General features: G+C 71.2%; 22 protein-coding genes and 1 tRNA gene. 13 read left to right on the top strand and 10 right to left on the bottom strand.

The genetic code is table 11. From position 1 onward, the window contains the following. Nucleotides 1–52 precede the first annotated feature (52 nt). The 4 genes from KAK06_RS04220 to KAK06_RS04205 are packed head-to-tail and all read left to right on the top strand — an operon-like array spanning nucleotide 53 to nucleotide 4,145. Complete coding sequence (locus tag KAK06_RS04220; protein ID WP_210800650.1) at nucleotides 53–928, top strand: NAD kinase; 876 nt, start codon at nucleotides 53–55, stop codon at nucleotides 926–928. 21 nt (nucleotides 929–949) lie between these two features. Continuing rightward, the gene (gene recN, locus KAK06_RS04215; RefSeq protein WP_210800649.1) at nucleotides 950–2,614 is read left to right on the top strand and encodes a DNA repair protein RecN; all 1,665 of its coding nucleotides are present in this window, start codon (nucleotides 950–952) and stop codon (nucleotides 2,612–2,614) included. Then, complete coding sequence (gene rapZ / locus KAK06_RS04210) at nucleotides 2,611–3,522, top strand: RNase adapter RapZ (protein WP_210800648.1); 912 nt, start codon at nucleotides 2,611–2,613, stop codon at nucleotides 3,520–3,522. The genes recN and rapZ overlap by 4 nt, the downstream gene beginning before the upstream one ends. Further along, entirely contained in the window at nucleotides 3,519–4,145 is a 627-nt protein-coding gene (locus tag KAK06_RS04205; RefSeq protein ID WP_310741033.1) for an LON peptidase substrate-binding domain-containing protein, read from the top strand. The genes rapZ and KAK06_RS04205 overlap by 4 nt, the downstream gene beginning before the upstream one ends. An 11-nt stretch (nucleotides 4,146–4,156) precedes the next feature. Here KAK06_RS04205 and mutY read toward each other — a convergent pair whose 3' ends face one another. From mutY to mutM, 3 genes are read right to left on the bottom strand one after another with little or no spacing between them, the layout of a single operon-like run. Continuing rightward, nucleotides 4,157–5,209, bottom strand: a complete 1,053-nt coding sequence (mutY, locus tag KAK06_RS04200; protein ID WP_310741032.1) for an A/G-specific adenine glycosylase — start codon at nucleotides 5,207–5,209, stop codon at nucleotides 4,157–4,159. Further along, a complete protein-coding gene (locus tag KAK06_RS04195) occupies nucleotides 5,206–7,251 on the bottom strand; it encodes a dynamin family protein (RefSeq protein WP_310741031.1) in 2,046 nt (681 codons plus the stop codon). Before KAK06_RS04195 ends, mutY begins: the two co-directional genes overlap by 4 nt. An 18-nt stretch (nucleotides 7,252–7,269) precedes the next feature. Next, a complete protein-coding gene (mutM, locus tag KAK06_RS04190) occupies nucleotides 7,270–8,109 on the bottom strand; it encodes a bifunctional DNA-formamidopyrimidine glycosylase/DNA-(apurinic or apyrimidinic site) lyase (RefSeq protein WP_210800646.1) in 840 nt (279 codons plus the stop codon). Nucleotides 8,110–8,178: 69 nt separating this feature from the next. Between mutM and KAK06_RS04185 the strand changes: the two genes are divergently transcribed. The 6 genes from KAK06_RS04185 to KAK06_RS04160 all read left to right on the top strand — a co-directional run bounded on the left by KAK06_RS04185 (nucleotide 8,179) and on the right by KAK06_RS04160 (nucleotide 13,352). Continuing rightward, nucleotides 8,179–9,996 carry a tetratricopeptide repeat protein gene (locus KAK06_RS04185; RefSeq protein ID WP_210800644.1) on the top strand — a complete coding sequence of 606 codons (1,818 nt, stop codon included), beginning with the start codon at nucleotides 8,179–8,181 and terminating at the stop codon, nucleotides 9,994–9,996. Continuing rightward, nucleotides 9,993–10,529 carry a lipoprotein insertase outer membrane protein LolB gene (locus KAK06_RS24025; RefSeq protein ID WP_210800642.1) on the top strand — a complete coding sequence of 179 codons (537 nt, stop codon included), beginning with the start codon at nucleotides 9,993–9,995 and terminating at the stop codon, nucleotides 10,527–10,529. The genes KAK06_RS04185 and KAK06_RS24025 overlap by 4 nt, the downstream gene beginning before the upstream one ends. A 6-nt stretch (nucleotides 10,530–10,535) precedes the next feature. Next, complete coding sequence (gene ispE, locus KAK06_RS04175; RefSeq protein WP_210800640.1) at nucleotides 10,536–11,447, top strand: 4-(cytidine 5'-diphospho)-2-C-methyl-D-erythritol kinase; 912 nt, start codon at nucleotides 10,536–10,538, stop codon at nucleotides 11,445–11,447. A 51-nt stretch (nucleotides 11,448–11,498) separates the two neighbouring features. Then, a tRNA-Gln gene (locus KAK06_RS04170) sits at nucleotides 11,499–11,575 on the top strand. A gap of 97 nt (nucleotides 11,576–11,672) precedes the next feature. Beyond that, nucleotides 11,673–12,635, top strand: a complete 963-nt coding sequence (locus KAK06_RS04165; protein WP_310741030.1) for a ribose-phosphate pyrophosphokinase — start codon at nucleotides 11,673–11,675, stop codon at nucleotides 12,633–12,635. A 90-nt stretch (nucleotides 12,636–12,725) separates the two neighbouring features. Next, nucleotides 12,726–13,352: a 50S ribosomal protein L25/general stress protein Ctc gene (locus KAK06_RS04160; RefSeq protein WP_210800638.1), complete on the top strand. Its 627-nt coding sequence runs from the start codon at nucleotides 12,726–12,728 to the stop codon at nucleotides 13,350–13,352. Between the two features lie 64 nt (nucleotides 13,353–13,416). Here the strand turns inward: KAK06_RS04160 and ald are convergent, their stop codons facing one another. After that, nucleotides 13,417–14,529, bottom strand: a complete 1,113-nt coding sequence (gene ald / locus KAK06_RS04155) for an alanine dehydrogenase (protein ID WP_210800636.1) — start codon at nucleotides 14,527–14,529, stop codon at nucleotides 13,417–13,419. 127 nt (nucleotides 14,530–14,656) lie between these two features. Here ald and KAK06_RS04150 point away from each other — a divergent pair, with 127 nt between their 5' ends. From KAK06_RS04150 to KAK06_RS04140, 3 genes are read left to right on the top strand one after another with little or no spacing between them, the layout of a single operon-like run. Continuing rightward, on the top strand, nucleotides 14,657–15,643 hold the full coding sequence (locus tag KAK06_RS04150) for a LysR family transcriptional regulator ArgP (protein ID WP_210800634.1): 987 nt from the start codon (nucleotides 14,657–14,659) through the stop codon (nucleotides 15,641–15,643). 8 nt (nucleotides 15,644–15,651) lie between these two features. Beyond that, nucleotides 15,652–16,296 (top strand): aminoacyl-tRNA hydrolase, encoded by a 645-nt coding sequence (gene pth / locus KAK06_RS04145; protein ID WP_210800632.1) that lies wholly within the window; start codon nucleotides 15,652–15,654, stop codon nucleotides 16,294–16,296. A gap of 2 nt (nucleotides 16,297–16,298) precedes the next feature. Continuing rightward, nucleotides 16,299–16,739, top strand: a complete 441-nt coding sequence (locus KAK06_RS04140; protein ID WP_210800631.1) for a hypothetical protein — start codon at nucleotides 16,299–16,301, stop codon at nucleotides 16,737–16,739. A gap of 16 nt (nucleotides 16,740–16,755) precedes the next feature. On the opposite strand, the gene KAK06_RS04135 is transcribed toward KAK06_RS04140, so the two are convergent. The 6 genes from KAK06_RS04135 to hisH all read right to left on the bottom strand — a co-directional run bounded on the left by KAK06_RS04135 (nucleotide 16,756) and on the right by hisH (nucleotide 20,428). Continuing rightward, on the bottom strand, nucleotides 16,756–17,028 hold the full coding sequence (locus tag KAK06_RS04135; RefSeq protein ID WP_210800629.1) for a YfhL family 4Fe-4S dicluster ferredoxin: 273 nt from the start codon (nucleotides 17,026–17,028) through the stop codon (nucleotides 16,756–16,758). Next, on the bottom strand, nucleotides 17,028–17,534 hold the full coding sequence (coaD, locus tag KAK06_RS04130) for a pantetheine-phosphate adenylyltransferase (protein WP_210800627.1): 507 nt from the start codon (nucleotides 17,532–17,534) through the stop codon (nucleotides 17,028–17,030). The genes KAK06_RS04135 and coaD overlap by 1 nt, the downstream gene beginning before the upstream one ends. Then, entirely contained in the window at nucleotides 17,531–18,106 is a 576-nt protein-coding gene (rsmD, locus tag KAK06_RS04125) for a 16S rRNA (guanine(966)-N(2))-methyltransferase RsmD (RefSeq protein WP_310741029.1), read from the bottom strand. The genes coaD and rsmD overlap by 4 nt, the downstream gene beginning before the upstream one ends. After that, nucleotides 18,103–18,882 carry an imidazole glycerol phosphate synthase subunit HisF gene (gene hisF / locus KAK06_RS04120; RefSeq protein ID WP_210800626.1) on the bottom strand — a complete coding sequence of 260 codons (780 nt, stop codon included), beginning with the start codon at nucleotides 18,880–18,882 and terminating at the stop codon, nucleotides 18,103–18,105. Before hisF ends, rsmD begins: the two co-directional genes overlap by 4 nt. A 61-nt stretch (nucleotides 18,883–18,943) precedes the next feature. Beyond that, complete coding sequence (hisA, locus tag KAK06_RS04115) at nucleotides 18,944–19,684, bottom strand: 1-(5-phosphoribosyl)-5-[(5-phosphoribosylamino)methylideneamino]imidazole-4-carboxamide isomerase (RefSeq protein WP_210800624.1); 741 nt, start codon at nucleotides 19,682–19,684, stop codon at nucleotides 18,944–18,946. Nucleotides 19,685–19,777: 93 nt separating this feature from the next. Next, nucleotides 19,778–20,428 (bottom strand): imidazole glycerol phosphate synthase subunit HisH, encoded by a 651-nt coding sequence (gene hisH, locus KAK06_RS04110; protein WP_210800622.1) that lies wholly within the window; start codon nucleotides 20,426–20,428, stop codon nucleotides 19,778–19,780. Between the last annotated feature and the right edge of the window lie 91 nt (nucleotides 20,429–20,519).

Below are 20,519 nucleotides of genomic sequence, written 5' to 3'. Positions count from 1 at the left end.
GCCCGCCGAGGCCCTGGAACGCCAGAGGCCCTGTGGTGTAATTCCCCACACCATGACCGTGCGCTTTCGCCATGCCGCGCTGATCGGCAAGTACCAGGCCCAGGGCATTCGGCCGATGCTGGAGCGCATCGCCGAGTTTCTGTCGCGCCGCGGTCTGGAAGTCTCGGTCGACCGCGACACCGCGTTCAACACCGGTTGGAACGACTACGGCGCGCTCACGCCCGAGCAGATCGGTGCCGCCTGTGACCTGGCGGTGGTGGTGGGCGGCGACGGCACGATGCTGGGCATCGCCCGCGAGCTGGCCGCCTACAACTTGCCGCTGGTAGGCATCAACCAGGGCCGGCTGGGCTTCATCACCGATGTGCGCGCCACCGACTGGGAAGAGGCGCTGGGCCCGATTGTGGAGGGCGACTACGAGGAAGAGCGCCGCTCGATGATCGAAGGCGGCATCTGGCGCGACGGTGAGCAGATCTTTCAGGGTCTGGCGCTGAATGATGTGGTGGTGGGCCGCGGCGCCTTTGCCAGCATGGTGGAGCTGCGGGTGGACATTGGCGGCGAATTTGTCGCCAATATGCGCGCCGATGGCCTGATCCTGGCCTCGCCCACCGGCTCCACCGCCTATGCGCTGTCGGCCGGCGGGCCCATCATCCACCCGGCGATCGGCGGCTGGCTGCTGGTGCCGATTGCCTCGCACACGCTGTCGAACCGGCCGATCGTGCTGCCCGATTCGCAAGAGGTGGAAATCACCATCGTCAACGGCCGCGACACCAGCGCCAGCTTTGACACCCAACGTCTGGCCAGCCTGCTGCATGGCGACCAGGTGCGGGTGCGGCGTTCGGCGCAGTCGGTGCGCTTTCTGCACCCGCGCGGCTGGAGCTACTACGCCACGCTGCGCCGCAAGCTGCGCTGGTACGAGGGGGTGGTGTAACCACTCCGCCCAGAGGGCCACATGCTCAAGCATCTGACGCTCAAGGACTTTGTCATCGTCGACGCGCTCGATCTGGACTTCGGCGCGGGCTTTGGTGTGCTCACCGGCGAGACCGGCGCCGGCAAGTCCATCCTGGTCGACGCACTGCAACTGGCGCTGGGCGCGCGCGCCGAAGCGCTGGTGGTGCGCGAGGGCGCGCCGCGCGCTGAGATCACCGCCACCTTTGACTGCCCCGCGTCGCTGACCGGCTGGCTGGACGAGGCCGGCTTCGAGGGCGGCGACGAGCTGCTGCTGCGCCGCATCGTCGATGCGCAGGGCAAGAGCCGCGCCTTTGTCAACGGCAGCCCGGCCACCGTGGCCCAGCTGCGCGAGGCGGCCGATCATCTGGTGGACATCCACGGCCAGCACGCCTGGCAGGGCCTGACGCGGCCGGCCGCGGTGCGCGCGCTGCTGGACGAACAGGCCGGCGTGGACACCCGCGCCCTGGCCCAGGCCTTTGCCGACTGGCGCGCCGCCGCGCAGACGCTGGCTGACGCCCGTACCCGCCAGAACGAGCTGGCCAATGAGCGCGAGCGCCTGCAGTGGCAGATTGGCGAGCTGGAGCGCCTGGCGCCCGGCGCCGACGAATGGCCCGCGCTGAACGCCGAGCACCAGCGGCTGGCCCATGGCCAGGCGCTGATCGATGCGGTGGGACGCGCCGCCGCCCAGCTGGACGACGACGACGCCAGCGCCAGCAGCCTGACCGCCCGCGCGATCGACGCGCTGGACGACGTGGCCGAGTTTGACGCCCGGCTGGCGCCCGCACTGACCGCACTGCGCGACGCGCAGGCCCAGATCGACGACGCCGCGCACACGCTGCGCGCCTACCTGTCGCGCGCCGAGCTCGACCCGGCGCGCCTGACTGAGCTGGACGCCCGCCTGTCGGCCTGGATGAGCCTGGCGCGCCGCTACCGCCGCCCGCCTGAAGAACTGCCGGCGCTGCTGGCCGAATGGCAAGCCGCGCTGCGCGCGCTGGACCAGGCCGCCGACCTGGACGGCCTGCAGGCCCGCACCAACGCCGCCGAGGCCGCCTGGCGCACCGAGGCACGCAAGATCAGCAAGGCGCGCCACAAGGCCGCCGGCCCGCTGGCCGAACGCGTGACCGAGGCGATGCAGCAGCTGGGCATGGCCGGTGGCCGCTTTGAAGTGGCCCTGCTGCCGCAAGACGAGCCGCAGGCCTTTGGCCTGGAAAGCGTGGAGCTGCGCGTGGCCGGCCACGCCGGCAGCGCACCGCGTGCGCTGGCCAAGGTGGCCTCGGGCGGCGAGCTCTCGCGCCTGGCGCTGGCGATTGCGGTGACCACGGTGCAGGCCCAGGCCAGCGGCCCGGCCACGCTGATCTTCGATGAGATTGATTCGGGCGTCGGTGGCACCGTGGCCGACACCGTGGGCCGTCTGATGAAGCGCCTGGGCCAGCGCGCCCAGGTGCTGGCCGTGACCCACCTGCCGCAAGTGGCCGCCTGCGCCGACCGCCACTATGTGGTGGCCAAGGCCGAGCAGGCCGGCCGCACGCTCAGCCGCGTCACCCCGGTGGCCGGCGAGGCCCGCGTGGCCGAAGTGGCCCGGATGCTGGGCGGCGAGCGCGCCGCGGGCACCAGCCTGGCCCATGCACAGGAGTTGATCCGCCAAGGTGCCGGAGAGGCACGATGAGCCAGGACGAGGACGAGCTCAACCCGCTGGCCGCCACCGCGCAGCGCGAGGTGGTGCTGGTCACCGGCACTGCGGGCTCGGGCAAGTCGGTGGCGCTGCATGCGCTGGAGGACGCCGGTTTCTTCTGCGTCGACAACCTGCCGCCCGAGCTGCTGCGCGACTTCATCCGCGTCGAAACCGAGCACGGCGTGCGCCGCATGGCGATCGCGGTGGATGTGCGCACCGCCGGCTCGCTGCCCCACCTGGGCCCGGTGCTGGATCAATTGCGCGCCGAAGGCGTGGTGGTGCGCAGCCTGTTCCTGGACGCCACCACCACCCAGCTGGTGACGCGCTTTTCTGAAACCCGCCGCCCGCACCCCTTGAGCAAGCCGGTGATCGACGGCGACGCCCACCGCGCGCTGTTCGAGGCGATCGAGCTGGAGCGCACACTGCTGGCCGAGCTGCGCGAGCGCTCCACCGTGCTGGACACCTCCAAGCTACGTCCGGCCCAGCTGCGCAGCTGGGTGCGTGACCTGGTGGGCGCCGAAGGCAGCCGGCTGACGCTGGTCTTCGAGTCCTTTGCCTTCAAGCGCGGCGTGCCGCTGGACGCCGACCTGGTGTACGACGTGCGCGTGCTGCCCAACCCCTTCTACATCCGCGAGCTGCGCGTGCAGACCGGCCTGGACGCGCCGGTGGCCGACTACCTGCAGGCGCAGCCTGAGGTGGGCCAGATGGTGGACATGATCGATGGCTTCGTGCGCCACTGGCTGCCGTCCTTCGAGCACGACCAGCGCAGCTACCTGACGGTGGCGATTGGCTGCACCGGCGGCCAGCACCGCTCGGTCTACATCGTCGAGCAGCTGGCGCGGCGCTTTGCCGGCCGCGTGGCCACGCTGCGCCGCCACCGCGAGCTGGCGCCCGCCGCGTGAGCGATCTGCCGCAGTCCCTGCCGCTGTTTCCGCTGCAGGCGGTGCTGTTCCCCGGCGGCGCGTTGTCGCTGAAGGTGTTCGAGGCGCGCTACCTGGACCTGATCGGCCGCTGCCTGCGCGAGAACAGCCCCTTCGGCGTGGTCTGCCTGACCCAGGGCACCGAGGTGCGCCTGCCCGGTCAGGACGAGGGCGTGCGCTTTGAAGACCTGGGCACGCTGGCGCTGCTGCGCGATGTGGACGCCGAGCGCCCCGGGCTGCTGCGCATCCGCTGCGAGGGCGGGCGGCGCTTCCGCTTTGGTCGCGCCAGCGCGCAGACGCTGGGTCTGTGGCAGGCCGAGGACATCCAGTGGCTGCCCGAGGATCCGCCGCTGCCGCCCGGCGCGGCACTGCAGGGCGCCGCCGATGCGCTGACCCGCGCGCTGCCCGCGATCACCGCGCGCGACCCGCACTGGCTGGCCGGCGCCGCGCGCCCCGATGACGCCGGCTGGGTGGCGCACCGCTGGTGCGAGCTGCTGCCCATCTCCTTGCAGGCGCGGCAGCGCCTGTTGGCGCTGGACGACCCGCTGGCGCGGCTGCAGGTGGTACACGCCTTCCTGCTGCAGCAGGGGCTGATCAGCGCCTGATCAGGGCCAGATCAGCGCCGCAGGAGGCGCGTCAACGGCGCGGGCAAGCCCACCGCATCCAGCTCGGCCGGGGCCAGCCAGCGCCCCCCGGGCCAGCGGTGCTGCAGTTGCTCGGCCGACGGCGCCTCGCCACTGAAGCGGAACTGCCAGGGCGTGATGACCAGGTCGCGGTGGGTGAGCACATGGGTAAAGGTCTCGCCCGGCGTGGCCGTGCCCTGCCAGCCCTGCACCGCCGCCTGCGCCTCGGCCACGTTGGCGCACTCGGGCAGGCTCCACAGCCCGGCCCACACGCCGCGCGCCGGGCGCGGCAGCAGCCAGTGGGCGCCGTCGGCGCGGCGCAGCCACAGCCAGGTCAGCGCCACCCGGCTGCGCTTGAGCTTGCGGGTCTTGCGCGGGAACTCGGCCGTGCGGTCCTCGGCGCGGGCGCGGCAATGGGCCTGCAGCGGACAGTCGGTGCAGCGCGGCTGGCGCTGGCTGCACAGCGTGGCGCCCAGGTCCATCAGGCCCTGGGTGTAGGCGGGCATGTCCTGCGCTGGCAGCGGCAGCAGGTCCTGGGCCTGGGCCCACAGCGCGCGCTCATGGCGGGTCTCGGCCAGGTCGCCGTCAAAGGCCAGCACGCGGGTGAGCACGCGCTTGACGTTGCCGTCCAGGATGGGCACACGCTCGTCCCAGCAGAAGGCAGCGATGGCCGCCGCGGTGCTGCGGCCAATGCCGGGCAATGCCTGCAGCGCCTGCGCGCTGCGCGGAAAGGCGCCGCCATGCTGCGCCACCACCTGCTGGGCGCAGCGGTGCAGATTGCGCGCGCGGCTGTAGTAGCCCAGGCCGGCCCACAGCGTCAGCACGTCATCTTGCGGCGCGGCGGCCAGCGCGGCGACGTCGGGAAAGCGCTTCAGGAAGCGCTCGAAGTAGCCCAGCACGGTGCTGACCTGGGTCTGCTGCAGCATGATCTCGGACAGCCACACGCGGTAGGGGTCGCGCGTGCCCTGCCAGGGCAACGCATGGCGGCCGTGGCGGCGTTGCCAGGCCACCAGCGGGCCGGCGATGTCGGGCAGCGGCGGGTTCACGCGCGGCGCGACGGGGCCATGGCGCCGTCGCTGCGCACCAGCGTCAGCGGGCTGCGGCCGGTGGCTGAGGGCAGCGCCGCCGGGCCGCGCTCGGCGCGCTGGCGCACCGCGGTGCCCAGGTCATAGGCCTGGTCCACCTGCGCCAGCAGGCGCTGGTCCTGGGCCTCGACCTCAGCCAGGCGGCGCTCAAGCTCGCCGGTGGCCTGCAGGATGCGCTCCAGCGCCTCGGCGCGGCGCTTGAAGCTGCGCCGCCGCTCGCGGTACTGGCCGTCGATCATGGCCGAGGCGGCCTGGTTCCAGGCCTCGACCTCGCCCTGCGCGGTCTCGAACACGGTGCGCAGCTTGGACACCAGCATGCGCTGCAGCTGCTCATTGAAGCCGTCCTGCGTCATGCGCACGATGCGGGTGACGCCGAAGTAGCGCGCATAGCCCCGCTCGATCAGCTGCAGCTCCTCACGGAAGACCGCCAGGTCGGGCGCAGGCTCCAGCACCAGCGAGAAGCCGAACTCGGCGTTGAGCTGCTGGAACGAGGCCTCGAGCATCTGGCCGATCTCGGTGCAGTCGTGGGCGGCCTTGTCGATGTGGGCCACCAGGCGCTGGCACAGCTCGCCGAAGGCGGCGCGCGCGCGCAGGTTGAACCAGCTGCTGCCCAGGGTCTGCTGCAGCGCGTTCACCGCCTCGCGCACGCGCTCAGAGGAGAGCGAGCGCAGCGTGCCGCGCAGCATGCGCGCGTGCACGGCACGCAGCGCCGACAGACGGGCGGTGCAGCGCTCGAACTCGGTGGTGTCGGCGCGCACCCGGGTGAGCATCTGGTTGACGCGGCCCTGGCTCTTGCCGCGCAGGCCGCGCAGCTCGAGCATTTGCTCGGCATTGTGGCGGCGCTGGTCGCGCAGGCGGCGCGTGGCGTGCTCCAGCAGCGACTGCACGCCGCCGATCACCGTCTTGCCCAGCAGCCGCTGGCGCTGCGGCAGCAGGTTCTGCGTCAGCGCGGCTTCCAGCGCCGGCAGCCGGCTGGCGCTCAGGCGCTCGGCATCGCCCTCCAGGCGGGCGGTCAGTGCCATGCGCGCCGACACCGGAAACACGCGGTCGCGGTCGATGTGCAGGGTCTCGGCGGTGTTGACGCACTGGCGCTCAATCGCGGCCTCGCGGTCTTCCTCGGTGGCCAGCGGGTCGGCCAGGGTGTCGACCTTGTTGAGCACGACAAAGCAGCTCAGGCCCTGGCCGCCCAGGTGCTGGGTCCAGACGTCGAGGTCGGAGCGGGTGACGCCGGTGTCGGCGCCCAGCACGAACAGCGCCGCATGGGCACTGGGCAGCAGGCCCAGGGTCAGCTCGGGCTCGGCACCGATCGCGTTCAGGCCCGGGGTGTCGACCACCACCAGGCCACGCTGCAGCAGCGGGTGCGGGAAGTTGATGATGGCGTGGCGCCAGGCGGGCACCTCGACCTGGCCATCCGAGGCCACCGGCGGGTTGTCGGCGCCGATTTCGTCGGACCACAGGCCCAGCGCGCGCGCCTGATCGATGCTGACATGGCGGGTGGCGGTGACCTCGACCACCGCGCGCGAGAGCGCCGCCATGTCGGACGGGTCCAGCTGCACGCGGTGCCAGCGCTCGCGCTGGCGGCGCCACTCGGCCAATGAGATGCCTTCGCGGCGGGTGTCGATGGGCAGAAGATCGAGCGTGGGCAGCTCCTGCTCGTCCCAGCTCAGCTCGACCGGGCACATGGTGGTGCGGCCGGGCGTGGCCGGCAGCACGCGCTGGCCGGCATCGGCAAAGAAGATGGCGTTGATCAGCTCGCTCTTGCCGCGCGAGAACTCGGCCACGAAGGCCACCACCAGCTTGTCGCTGGCCAGGCGCTGGCGCAGGGACTGGGCGGTTTGCAGGGCCGAGCTGGAGAGCAACTCGCCCTCGACCAGGAAGCGGGTCAGCGCGTCCAGGTCGCGCTCCAGCGCGAGGCGCCAGTCGGTCAGGGCATCCAGACCCGGCACCAGCATCGGCTGCAGGGCGGTCGGGTCGGTGTCCAGGGCGGGGTCGCGGGTCTTCACGGTCAGTGGGCGATCGTATCAGCGGCGCTGGCAACCGGGGCAGTAATAGGTGGCGCGCTGGCCTTGCAACAGCCGGCGTATCGCGTGGCCGCAACGCCGGCAGGCTTCGCCCTCGCGGCCATAGACCCGCACCGCCTGCTGGTACTGGCCGACGCTGCCATGCGCATCACGGAAATCCTTCAGCGTGGAGCCGCCGGCCTCGATCGCCTCGGCCAGCACCTGGCGCACCGCCGCCAGCAGCCGCGACGCCCGCCGCGGACCGATGCGGTGGCAGGGCGTGCGGGGGTCAATGCCGGCTTCGAACAGCGCGTCGCTGGCGTAGATGTTGCCCGCGCCCACGACCAGCTCGCCCGACAGCAGCGCCGGCTTGATCGGGCTGCGCCGGGTCCGCAGCGCAGCCAGGAAGCGGGCGTCGGTGAGCGTCTCGTCAAAGGGCTCGGGGCCCAGGCCGGCCAGCAGCTTGGCCGCCGGGTCCTGCTGCAAGGAGGCCGACCAGACCACCGCACCGAAGCGCCGCGGATCGGTCAGGCGCAGCAGGCCCTGGTCGGTCAGCAGGTCGACATGGTCGTGCAGGCCCGCCGAGTTGGCGGCATGCGGCCCGGTCAGCCAGGCCAGCGAGCCCGACATGCCCAGGTGCCACAGCAGCACGCCGGCGCTGCCGCCTTCCGGGCCCTGCAGCGGCATCAGCAGGTACTTGCCGCGCCGACCCAGCGGCCCGATGCGGCAGCCCGCCAGGTCCTCGGGCGCCCGGCCCAAGGGCCAGCGCAGCGGTTTGCCCAGGCGCAGGCGCTGGACCTGGGCGCCCTCGACCGCAGCAATGCTGCGCCGCGTGACCTCGACTTCCGGCAACTCTGGCATGGCGGGATTATCCCGGCCGAGCCGCATCACCAGGGTGGACCACTAGAATCGGCCGCAGCAGGAGCCCCGATGCCGCGACAGTCCGCCCCCCGTTTGACCGCCCTCGGCGCCCGCCCCGGCTGGACGCCCACGCTGCTGGCGGCCCTGCTGGGCCTGGCGCCGCTGGCCGCTGTGGCGCAGACCGCTCCGGCCGGGGCGGCCCCGGCCAGCACCGCGGCCGAGCCGCCGCCGCAGCCCTCGGCGCTGGATGCGCCCATGTTCTACCAGCTGATGGTGGCCGAGTTCGAGGCCAACTCGGGCCGTCTGGGCAATGCCTACGAGGTGATGCTCGACGCCGCCCGGCGCGTCAACGACCCCGTGGTCTTCGAGCGCGCCATCGAGCTGGCCGTGCAGGCCCGCTCGGGCGACCAGGCGCTGCTGGCCGCGCGCGCCTGGCGCCAGGCGCAGCCGCGCTCGGTGGCTGCGGTGCGCGCCCAGGTGCAGATGCTGGCCGCCACCGACCGCGTGGGCGAGCTGGGCGAGCCGCTGCGCACCCTGCTGCAGCTCACCGAGCCGTCGCAGCGCTCGGCCACGATCAGCAGCCTGCCGCGTTTCCTGGAAGGCACCAAGGACCGGGCGCAGATGCTGCAGACGGCCGAACAGGCGCTCTCACCCTTCATGGACGCCCCCGACACCCGCACCGCCGCTCGGGTGTCGCTGGGCCGCGTGGCAATGACCGCCGGGCAGGGCGAGCGCGCCTTCGCGCTGGCCCGCAAGGCCCAGGCCGACGACCCGGCCGCGATGGGCCCGCTGCTGCTGGCCGTCGAGCTGATGCCCACCGTGCCCGCCGCCGAGACCCTGGTGCAGGCCGGCCTGGCCCAGCCCGGCCAGCCGCCAGCGGTGCGCCTGGCCTATGCCCGCTCGCTGGAGCAGCGCCAGCGCCTGGTCGAGGCGGTGCAGCACACCCGCCAGGCCCTGGCTGAACAGGGCGAGCTGCCGCAGGGCTGGCTCAGCCTGGGCGCGATGCTGCTGGACCTGCACCGCCCGGCCGAAGCCGACGAAGCCCTGCAGCGCGCGCTGCGCGAGCTGGACACCTCGCCCCCCGCCGAGGCCGTGCCGCACGGCGAGGCCACCGAGCGTCTGCGCGACATGACCGTGCAACTGCTGGCCCAGGCCGCAGCGATGCGTGGCGAGTTCGGCGTGGCGCTGGATTGGCTGGCGCGCATCCCGCCCGATCGCCTCACGCTCAGCGCCCTGACCCGCCAGGCCGAGATCGTCGCCCAGCAGGGCCGCGTGGACGAGGCCCGCCGCCGCGTGCGCGAGGCACCGGTCAGCGACGACGCCGACACCCGCGCCCGCCTGCTGGCCGAGCTGCAGGTGCTGCGTGCCGCCCAGCGCTGGACCGAGGCCCATGCGCTGCTGCAGCTGGCGCGCCAGGCCGACCCCGATGACACCACGCTGATGTACGAGCAGGCCATGTCGGCCGAGCGGCTGAACCGTTTCGACGAGATGGAAGCCCTGCTGCGCCGCCTTGCCGCGCTCAAGCCCGACGACGCCCAGCCCTACAACGCGCTGGGCTACTCGCTGGCCGAGCGCAACATCCGCCTGGCCGAGGCCGGCGAGCTGCTGCGCAAGGCGCTGAAGTTGGCCCCCGGTGATCCCTACATCACCGACAGCATGGGCTGGTTTGAATACCGCTCGGGCCGGCTGGACGAGGCCGAACGCCTGCTGCGCCAGGCCTGGACCACCCGCCCCCACCCCGATGTGGCCGCCCACCTGGGCGAGGTGCTGTGGGTGCAGGGCCGGCGCGACGAGGCCCTGGCGGTGTTCCGCGAAGGCCTGGCCGGCGGCCGCAGTGCCGACGCCGTGCGCGCCACGATGGCGCGGCTGAAGGCGCCAGCCCAGTGAGGCGCCGCGCCGCGGGCCGCGCGCTGTGCCTGGCGCTGCTGCCCCCTGCCCTGCTCAGTGCCTGCGCCCACCGCGCGGCGGCACCTGCGGTGCCCGCCCGCAGCGGCCGGCTGCTGCTGCGCGTGGGCCCGGCCGACGCGCCGCCGCTGCGCAGCGTGGCCGCCGGCTTCGAGTACCAGGGCGATGCCCGCATTGGCCGGCTCGCGCTGGATGGCCCGCTGGGCGCTCGCCTGGCCGAGGCGCGCTGGGACGACACTGGCGTGGTGCTGACCGACGCTGGCGGCGACCGCCGCTTCGACAGCCTGAGCACCCTGGCCGCCGAACTGCTGGGCGAGCCGCTGCCGCTGCAGGCCCTGGGCGACTGGCTGCTGGGCCGGCCCTGGCCCGAGGTGCCCGCCGAGCCCACCGCCGCCGGCTTCTTGCAGGCCGGCTGGCAGGTCGACACCCACGCGCTGACCGAGCAGGGCCTGCTGCTGGCCACCCGCGACACCCCGGCCCCGGCGCTGCTGCTGCGCGTCGTCCTTGACCGCTGATTGCCCGTGAACATGCTCACCAACCTGACCGCCCCGGCCAAGCTCAACCTGTTCCTGCATGTGGTGGGTCGGCGGGCCGATGGCTACCACCTGCTGCAGTCGCTGTTCCTGCCGATCGACTGGGCCGACACCCTGCACCTGGAGCGCCGCGCCGACGGCCGCCTGCAGCGCCACGACCTGGGCCCCACGCTGCCGGCCGACGACCTGTGCCTGCGCGCCGCGCGCGCGTTGCAGCAGGCCAGCGGCTGCGCCTGGGGCGTGGACATCTCGATCGACAAGCAGGTGCCCTGGGGCGCCGGCCTGGGCGGCGGCAGCTCGGACGCCGCCACCGTGCTGCGCGGCCTGAATGTCCTGTGGGACCTGCACTGGCCGCGCGAGCGCCTGCTGCCGCTGGGCGCCACGCTGGGCGCCGATGTGCCGTTCTTCCTGGGCACCGGCCCGGCCTGGGTGGAGGGCGTCGGCGAGCAGCTCACCCCGGTGGCCTGGCCGTCGCAACGCTTTGCGGTGGTGAAACCGCCGGTCGCCCTGCCCACGGCGCAGATTTTTTCCAGTCCACTGCTGACAAGAGACACCAAACCTGCTACAGTAGCGGGCTTACTTGCTGATGCAGCAGATCTTTCACAACTGATGGCGGCGCAAGCCACCGGAGGGGTCTGGAAGAACGATTTGCAACCCGCCGCCGAAGCGATCCGTCCGGAGGTGTCGGAAGCGATCAGCTGGCTGACGCGGCATTTCGGTCACGGCCGGATGACGGGTTCAGGCAGCGCGGCATTTGCAGGTATCGACAACGGCACTGGCGCGCCATCTCTGGCGACCATGCCCGAGGGACCAGACCCGTTCGCGGATCTGCCTGAAGGCTGGGTGGGGCGCTTGTGCCGCAGCCTGGAGCGTCATCCGCTGGAAGACCTCTTCGGCTGAAAGCCACGGTTGTCGGGTCGTGGCCTGCGCAAGCGGGTCGCGGTCCTGTGTAGGGGAGTCGCCAAGTTGGTCAAGGCATCGGATTTTGATTCCGACATGCGAGGGTTCGAGTCCTTCCTCCCCTGCCAAATCACTTCATAGAACCGACCGCGCCTGCAAGTCATGTTGGGGCGCGGTCTTCGTTTGCAGATCTTGTCTCGCCCTGCCACCTCCGGAGAATCCGACGTGCTGTTCAACACCGTCCTGTTCACGGGCAATGCCAACCCGGTGCTGGCCCGCGAGATCGCCTCGCATCTGGGCGTCGAGCTGGGCAAGGCCAGCGTCGGCCGATTCTCCGACGGCGAAGTCACCGTCGAGATCCAGCAGAACGTGCGCGCCCGCGATGTCTTCGTCGTGCAGTCCACCTGCGCGCCGACGAACGAGAACCTGATGGAGCTGCTGATCATGGTTGATGCGCTCAAGCGTGCCAGCGCACGCCGCATCACCGCCGTGGTCCCCTACTTCGGCTATGCCCGCCAGGACCGCCGTCCGCGTTCCACCCGCGTGCCGATCAGCGCCAAGGTGGTGGCCAACCTGCTGGAAACCGTGGGCGTCGAGCGCGTGCTCACCATGGACCTGCACGCCGACCAGATCCAGGGCTTCTTCGACATCCCGGTCGACAACATCTACGCCAGCCCGGTGCTGCTGACCGACCTGAAGGCCAAGAACTACCCCGACCTGGTGGTGGTCAGCCCGGACGTCGGCGGCGTGGTGCGTGCCCGCGCGCTGGCCAAGCAGCTGGGCTGCGACCTGGCCATCATCGACAAGCGCCGCCCCAAGGCCAATGTCTCCGAGGTGATGCATGTCATCGGCGAGATCGAGGGCCGCAACTGCGTGATCATGGACGACATGATCGACACCGCCGGCACGCTGGTGAAGGCGGCCGAGGTGCTGAAGGACCGCGGCGCCAAGCACGTCTACGCCTACTGCACGCACGCGGTGTTCTCGGGCCCGGCGATCGAGCGCATCGAGAAGTCGCACCTCGACGAGGTGGTCATCACCAACACCATCCCGCTGTCCGACGCGGGCAAAGCCTGCAAGAAGATCCGCCAGCTGTCGGTGGCCTTCCTGTTCGCCGAGACCATCCGCCGCATTTCTGACGGCGAGTCGGTCACCTCCCTCTTCGCGGAGCAGAACAACAACTTCTGATCCGCATCCGCCGGCGCGGCCAGGGGGTCGCGCCTTTTCAACAGGGGCCGGCCTGGTCGCGGGAGGCCCCGACTCCAACAAGGAGCAGTCATGCAATTCGTCGCTTTCGAGCGCAAGCTGCAGGGGACCGGAGCGAGCCGCCGCCTGCGCAACACGGGCAAGGTGCCCGGCATCGTGTTTGGCGCGGGTGAACCGGCCATGATCGAGCTGGACCACAACGCCCTCTTCTTCGCGCTGAAGAAGGAAGCTTTCCACTCGTCCATCCTGGACATGGAGCTTAACGGCGCCACCCAGAAGGTGCTGCTGCGCGACTTCCAGATGCACCCCTGGAAGGCCCAGGTGCTGCACGTCGATTTCCAGCGCGTGGACAACACCACCAAGCTGCGCAAGAAGGTGCCGCTGCACTTCTCCGGCGAGGAGAACTCGGTGGCCGTCAAGACCGACAAGTGCATCGTCAACCACAACGCCACCGAAGTCGAGATCGAGTGCCTGGCGGTTGAGCTGCCTGAGTTCATCGCCGTCGACCTGTCGGGTCTGGTGAAGGGCAAGAGCCTGCACGCCTCGGAACTGGTGCTGCCGGCCGCCGCCAAGCTGGTCAAGCACGGCACCAAGGACCCGGTGATCGTCTCCGTGGCCGAAGCCAAGGAAGAAGAAGTCATCGTCGTGGCTGCCGCGCCGGCCGCCGACGACAAGAAGGGCAAGAAGGGCAAGAAGTAATCTGCCCTTCCTCCCGGAAGACCAAAGCCCCGCCTTGGCGGGGCTTTGTCGTTGCTGGGGCCGGTCAGAGCAGCGAGTCGGCGGCCACGTAGTCGTAGCCCAGGTCGCGCGCCACCGCCTGGTAGGTCACCTTGCCGGCGGCCACGTTGAGGCCGGCCTTCAGGTGCGGATCTTCCTTCATGGCCTGCTTCCAGCCCTTGGTGGCCAGCGCCAGGCCATGGCCGATGGTGGCGTTGTTCAGCGCGAAGGTGCTGGTGCGCGCCACCGCGCCGGGCATGTTGGCCACGCAGTAGTGCACCACGCCGTCGACCACATAGGTGGGCTCGGCATGGGTGGTGGCCTTCGAGGTCTCGAAGCAGCCGCCCTGGTCGATCGCCACGTCCACCAGCACCGCGCCCTTCTTCATGCAGCGCACCATCGGCCGGGTGACCAGCTTGGGCGCGGCGGCGCCCGGCACCAGCACGCCGCCGATCACCAGGTCGCTTTCCAACACCTTCTCCTCCAGCGCCTGGGCACTGGAGTACAGCGTCTTGATGCGGTTGCCGAAGACCAGGTCCAGCTGGCGCAGGCGGTCGACGTTCTTGTCCAGCACGGTGACGCGCGCGCCCAGGCCGATGGCCATCTGCAGCGCGTGCGTGCCCACCACGCCGGCGCCGATGATCAGCACATGCGCCGGCTCCACGCCGGGCACGCCGCCCAGCAGCACGCCCATGCCGCCCTTGGACAGCTCCAGATGCGCCGCGCCGGCCTGCACGCTCATGCGGCCGGCCACCTCGCTCATCGGCGCCAGCAAGGGCAGGCCGCCGCTCGGGCCGGTGATCGTCTCGTAGGCCACGCAGACCGCACCTGACCTGACCAGCGCCGCGGTCTGCTCGGGGTCCGGGGCCAGGTGCAGGTAGGTGTAGAGGATCTGGCCTTCGCGCAGCATCGCGCATTCCTGCGGCTGCGGCTCCTTGACCTTCACCACCATGTCGGCACGGGCGAAGATGTCGGCGGCATCGCGCACCAGGGTGGCGCCGGCCGCGGCGTAGTGCTCGTCATGCAGGCCGATCGCGGCACCGGCGCCGGACTGCACCAGCACCTCATGGCCGCGGGTGGTGAACTCGCGCACGCTGGCCGGCGTGAGGCCGACGCGGTACTCGTGGTTCTTGATCTCCTTGGGGCAACCGATGCGCATGGTCTGTCTCCTGTGGCCCGGGCCTCGTGGGCCCGTGGAGGCGGATTGTTGGGAGCGGCGGCCTGCAGGTGAACACCTATCGCCAAATCAGGGATTACATTAGCGAATCTGATACAGGAGCCCCGCTATGCACGCGCTCGACACCGCCGGCCTGGACTGCCTGGCCGCGCTGGCCGAGGCGGGCAGTTTCGAGCGCGCGGCGCAGCTGCTGTCGATCACCCAGTCCGCCGTGTCACAGCGCCTGCGCGCGCTGGAGACCCATGTGGGTCACCTGCTGGTGGTGCGCGCCCGCCCGCTGCGCTTGACCGAGCCCGGCAAGGTGCTGCTGCGCTACGCCCGCCAGATGCAGGCGCTGCGCGCCGACGCCGCGCGCGAGCTGGGCGCCACGCTGGCGCGCGACGAGCGGCTGCCGATTGCCGTCAATGCCGACAGCCTGGCGACCTGGGTGCTGCCGGCGCTGGACCCGCTGGTGCAGGCTGGCCAGCGCCAGGGCTACGGGCTGGAGCTGATCGTCGACGACCAGGACTTCACCCACGACTGGCTGCGCCAAGGCGAGGTGCTGGGCTGCGTCAGCACCGTGGCCACCGCGCTGCGTGGCTGCACGGTGCAGCCGCTGGGTCGGATGCGTTACATCGCGGTGGCCTCGCCGGCCTTCATCGCGCGCTGGCTGCCCCAGGGGCTGACGCCGGCCAATTTCTCGCAGCGGCCCTTCATTGTCTTCAACCGCAAGGACGACATGCAGGCGCAATGGGTGGCCCAGGCCTTTGGTCTGCGCGAGCCGCGCCTGAAGGAGCGCTATGTGCCCAGCTCCGAAGCCGGCGCGCACGCTGCGGCCATGGGCTGGGGCATCGCGGTGCTGCCCGAGTTGCTGGCGCGGCCGATGATCCTGGCGGGCACCCTGGTGCAGCTGCGGCCCGATGTGACGATCGACGTGGCGCTGCACTGGCACCAGTGGCGCCTGGGCGGCGACGAGGGCGAGGCCTCGCGCGGCGGCCCGCCAGGCCTGATGGAGCAGATCGGCCAGGCGGTGATCGCCGGGGCCCGCCAGGCACTGGCACCGGCGGCCGAGCCTCCCCCATCAGAGGGTCGGCCGGACGCTGGGCGGCGCCGATAATCGGGCCCATGATTCGATTGATCGTCGGCCTGGGCAACCCAGGCCCCGAGTACCAGGACACGCGCCACAACGCCGGCTTCTGGTGGGTGGAACAGGCCGCGCGCCGGCTGGGCGGCTCGCTGGTGCATGACCGCGCCTACCACGGCCTGGTGGCGCGGGTGAACCGACCGGCCGGTCCCGTCTGGCTGCTTGAGCCCATGACCTACATGAACCTCTCGGGCAAGGCGGTCGCACCGCTGGCGCGCTTTTTCAAGATCGCGCCGCCCGAGATTCTGGTGGTCCACGACGAGCTGGATCTGCCCCCGGGCCAGATGAAGCTCAAGCAGGGCGGCGGCAACGGCGGCCACAACGGCCTGAAGGACATCCAGGCCCAACTGGGCAGCGGCGATTTCTGGCGCCTGCGCCTGGGCATCGGCCACCCGGGCGTCAAGTCCGAAGTGGCTGCTTACGTGCTGCGCAAGCCGCCAGCGGCCGAGCGCGAAGCCATCGAGAAGAACATCAACGACTCCCTGCCCACGCTCGATGCGCTGCTGGCCGGCGAGATGGCCCAGGCCCAGCTGAAGATACACGCCCGCCCCCCGCGGCCCAAGCCGCCGCGCGACCCGGCGAAGGCGCCGTCGCCAGAACCCCCCACTCCCGCCACCGAGACCTGACCATGCCCACGCCGCCCCGCAGTACCCGGCCCCTCCGCGTACTGTGCGGGGGGCTCTTATGGCTGGGTCTGAGCGCCGCTCAGGCCGAGGTCTACCGCTGCGGCAGCAGCTACCAGGACAGCCCGTGCGCCGGCGGTCGCACGGTCGATGTGGACGACGCCCGCAGCCCCGAGCAGCGCGCCGAAGCCCGCGAACGACTGCAGCAGGAGCAGGCACGCGCCAAGGCCCTGGCCACCGAGCGCCATGCCCAGGAGCGAACGCGGCGGCCCGCCACCGCGCCGGCCGGCATCCCGGTGCGTCAGCCCGACGACCTGGACGCCCTGCCCTCCGACCATCCCTGCGCAAGGCCAACGGGCAAGCACCCTGGCAAGGCCAAGGCGCGTGTGCAGTGCCTGAACGGCTTGCCGGTCTACAAGGCCCAGGCCCGCCCGCCTGGCCGATGACGGTGAAGGCGGGCGCTCAGGCCGGCTTGTCGGCCGCCGCCGCTGCGGCCTGCAACTGCTCGTACTTGGCCTGCAGCTGCTCGCGGGTTTCGGTGTGCCAGGGGTTGATCGGAATGCATTCCACCGGGCAGACCTGCACGCACTGCGGCTCGTTGAAATGGCCCACGCACTCGGTGCAGCGGGCCGGGTCGATCACATAGAACTCGTCGCCCATGCTGATCGCCTGGTTCGGGCATTCGGGCTCGCAGACGTCGCAGTTGATGCACTCCGACGTGATCATCAGCGCCATCAGGACTCCTTGGGCTGCGCCACGCGCTCACGCAGGCGCGACAGCACCGACGGTGCCACGAACTTCGAGACATCACCGCCCAAGGTGGCAATCTCGCGGATGAAGGTGCTGCTGACGAACTGGTACTGGTCGCCCGGCGTCAGGAAGATGGTTTCGACGTCGGGCATCAGCTGGCGGTTCATGCCGGCCATCTGGAACTCGTACTCGAAGTCGCTGACCGCGCGCAGGCCGCGCACCACCACCTTGCCGCTGCGCGCCAGCACGAAGTCGCGCAGCAGGCCGCGGAACTCGACCACCTCGATGTTGCCGTACTCGGCCGAGACCTCGGTGGCCATGGCCAGCCGCTCGTCCAGCGTGAACATCGTGCGCTTGTGGTGGCCGGCGGCCACCGCCAGGATCAGCTTGTCGAACAGCGCGCTGGCGCGCCGGATCAGGTCCTGGTGGCCCAGGGTGATGGGGTCGAAGGTGCCGGGGTAGACGGCGATCACGGGGCGCTGGAGGCTCATGGCGCGCTTTCGTCGGTGGGGGTGGCATGCTGCCACAAGGCGGCGTGCACCGCGCCAACGCGGCCGCTGCGCCAGGGCTGCAGCGGTGTGGGCACGGCGCCGCTGTAGGCCTCGCCGGCCTCGAGATAGACCAGGCCGCTGGGAACCAGCAGGCGCGCGGCGGCGGCCAGCGCGCGCTCGCCCAGGCCGGCGGCAAAGGGCGGATCCAGCAGCACCAGCTCGAACGAGGCCGCCGGCGCCCCCTTCATCCAGGCCAGCGCATCGGCGCGCTGCACGCGCAGCGTGCTGGCCTTCAGGCGCTCGCGCGAGGCGTTCAGTGAACGCACCAGATCGGCGTCCTGCTCGAGCAGCGTGACCTCGGCCGCGCCGCGCGAGGCCGCCTCAAAGCCCAGCGCGCCCGAGCCGGCAAAGGCGTCCAGCACGCGCCAGCCATCCAGGTCCTGGCCCAGCCAGTTGAACAGGGTTTCGCGCAGGCGATCGGGCGTGGGCCGCAGGCCGGGCTTGTCGGCCACCGGCAGCAGGCTGCGCTTCCACTGCCCGCCGACGATGCGCACCGCGCGCGGTGGGCTCACCGCCGCACCGGCACGCCCGCGGCCGCCAGCCGGTCCTTGGCCTGGGCCACGGTGAACTCGCCGTAGTGGAAGATGCTGGCCGCCAGCACCGCGTCGGCGCCGCCGACCTGGATGCCCTCGACCAGGTGTTCCAGCGCGCCCACGCCGCCCGAGGCGATCACCGGCACCGGCACCGCGTCGCTGACCGCGCGGGTGAGTGCCAGGTCGAAGCCAATCTTGGTGCCGTCGCGGTCCATGCTGGTCAGCAGGATCTCGCCCGCGCCGTGCTCGGCCATCTGGCGCGCCCAGGCCACGGCGTCGATGTGCTCGTTCTTGCGCCCGCCGCGGGTGTAGACGTCCCAGCCCGGGCCCTTGGCGGCCAGGTCCTCGCCGACACGCTTCTTGGCGTCGATGGCCACCACGATGGCCTGCGAGCCGTACTTGTCCGAGGCATCGCGGATCAGCTGCGGGTTGGCCACCGCGGCCGAGTTGAAGCTGACCTTGTCGGCGCCCGCGTTCAGCAGCCGGCGCACGTCGTCCACCGTGCGCACGCCGCCGCCCACGGTCAGCGGAATGAAGACCTGCGAGGCCACCGCCTCGATGATGTGCAGGATCAGATCGCGCTCATCGCTGGTGGCGGTGATGTCCAGGAAGGTCAGCTCGTCGGCGCCCTGCTCGTTGTAGCGCGCGGCGATCTCGACCGGGTCCCCGGCATCGCGCAGTTCGACGAAGTTGACGCCCTTGACGACCCGTCCACCGGTGACGTCCAGGCAGGGAATGATGCGTTTGGCCAGCATGGCGGGTTCGGCCGGTGGCCGCAGCAGTGGGACGCGGGTAGCCGCCCGCGCCGGAAAGGAATCAGCCGTTGAGTTCGTCCGCGCGCGCCTGGCCCGCGGCAAAGTCCAGCGCGCCGGTGTAGATCGAGCGGCCGCAGATCACGCCCTCGACGCCGTCGCTTTCCACGGCGCACAGGGCCTCGATGTCGGCGAGGTTGGACAGGCCACCCGAGGCGATCACCGGGATGCTCAGCGCCTGCGCCAGCTTGACGGTGGCCTCGATGTTGATGCCGGTGAGCATGCCGTCGCGGCCGATGTCGGTGTAGATCACGCCCTCGATGCCGTAGTCCTCGAACTTGCGCGCCAGATCCACCACCTCGTGACCGGTGAGCTTGCTCCAGCCGTCGGTGGCGACCTTGCCGTCCTTGGCGTCGAGGCCGACGATGATGTGGCCGCCAAAGGCCGTGCAGGCATCGCGCAGGAAGCCGGGGTTCTTGACCGCGGCGGTGCCGATGATCACGTAGCTGATGCCGTCATCCAGGTAGCGCTCGATCGTGTCGAGGTCGCGGATGCCGCCGCCGAGCTGCACCGGGATCTCGTCGCCCACTTCCTTCAGGATGGCCTTGATCGCGCCCTCGTTGATCGGCTTGCCGGCAAAGGCGCCGTTCAGGTCGACCAGGTGCAGGCGGCGCGCGCCGGCATCGAGCCAGCGCCGGGCCATCGCGGCCGGGTCCTGCCCGAAGGTGGTGGAGACATTCATGTCGCCCTGTTCGAGGCGAACGCATTGACCGTCTTTGAGGTCGATCGCGGGGATCAGCAGCATGGCTCGTCGAGCGCGGGTGGGAAGTGGGGTGGACGGGCGCGCGTGGGCATCACGCGCAGCAACGCGAAGGCAGAGGGCGTGGCCGGCAGCGGGTCACGGGTTCCAGTGGAGGAAGTTGCGGTACAGCGCCAAGCCATGCTCGGCGCTCTTCTCGGGGTGGAACTGGGTGGCGAAAATATTATCCCGCGCCACCGCGCAGGTAAAGCGATCCCCGTACTCGGTGCTGCCGGCGCTGTGGCGCGGGTCCGACGGCGCGGTGTAGAAGCTGTGCACGAAATAGAACCACGATTCATCGGGCACGCCGGCCCACACCGGGTGGCTGCCGACTTGGCGCACCTGATTCCAGCCCATCTGCGGCACCTTGTAGCGGCTGCCGTCGGGCTGGGTGCGGCCCTCCAGCCGGAAGCGCTTCACGCGGCCCGGGATCAGACCCAGGCCGGGTGTGTCCTGCTCTTCGGAGTGGTCCAGCAGCATCTGCATGCCCACGCACACGCCCATCAGCGGCTTGCCGGCGGCCACCGAGGCCAGCACCGCCTCCTTCAGGCCGGAGTCGGCAAACTCACGCATGCAGTCGCGCATTGCGCCCTGGCCGGGCAGCACGATGCGTTCGGCGGCGTGCACCTGCTCGGGGCGCTGGGTGACGATGACGTCCACCCCCTCGCCCGCGGCCACATGCATCACCGCCTGCGACACCGAGCGCAGGTTGCCCATGCCGTAGTCGACGACGGCCACGGTTCGCGTCATGGCCGACCTCCCGCCGGGCCGTCCCAAGGGAGGTCAGCCCCCTCGGGGGGTAGCGATGGCGCGAAGCGACAAGCTTGGGGGCTCACGTTCA

Source organism: Ideonella aquatica (genome assembly GCF_018069755.1).
Classification (GTDB): domain Bacteria; phylum Pseudomonadota; class Gammaproteobacteria; order Burkholderiales; family Burkholderiaceae_C; genus Ideonella; species Ideonella aquatica.
This window is presented reverse-complemented; position numbering and strand designations above follow the sequence as displayed.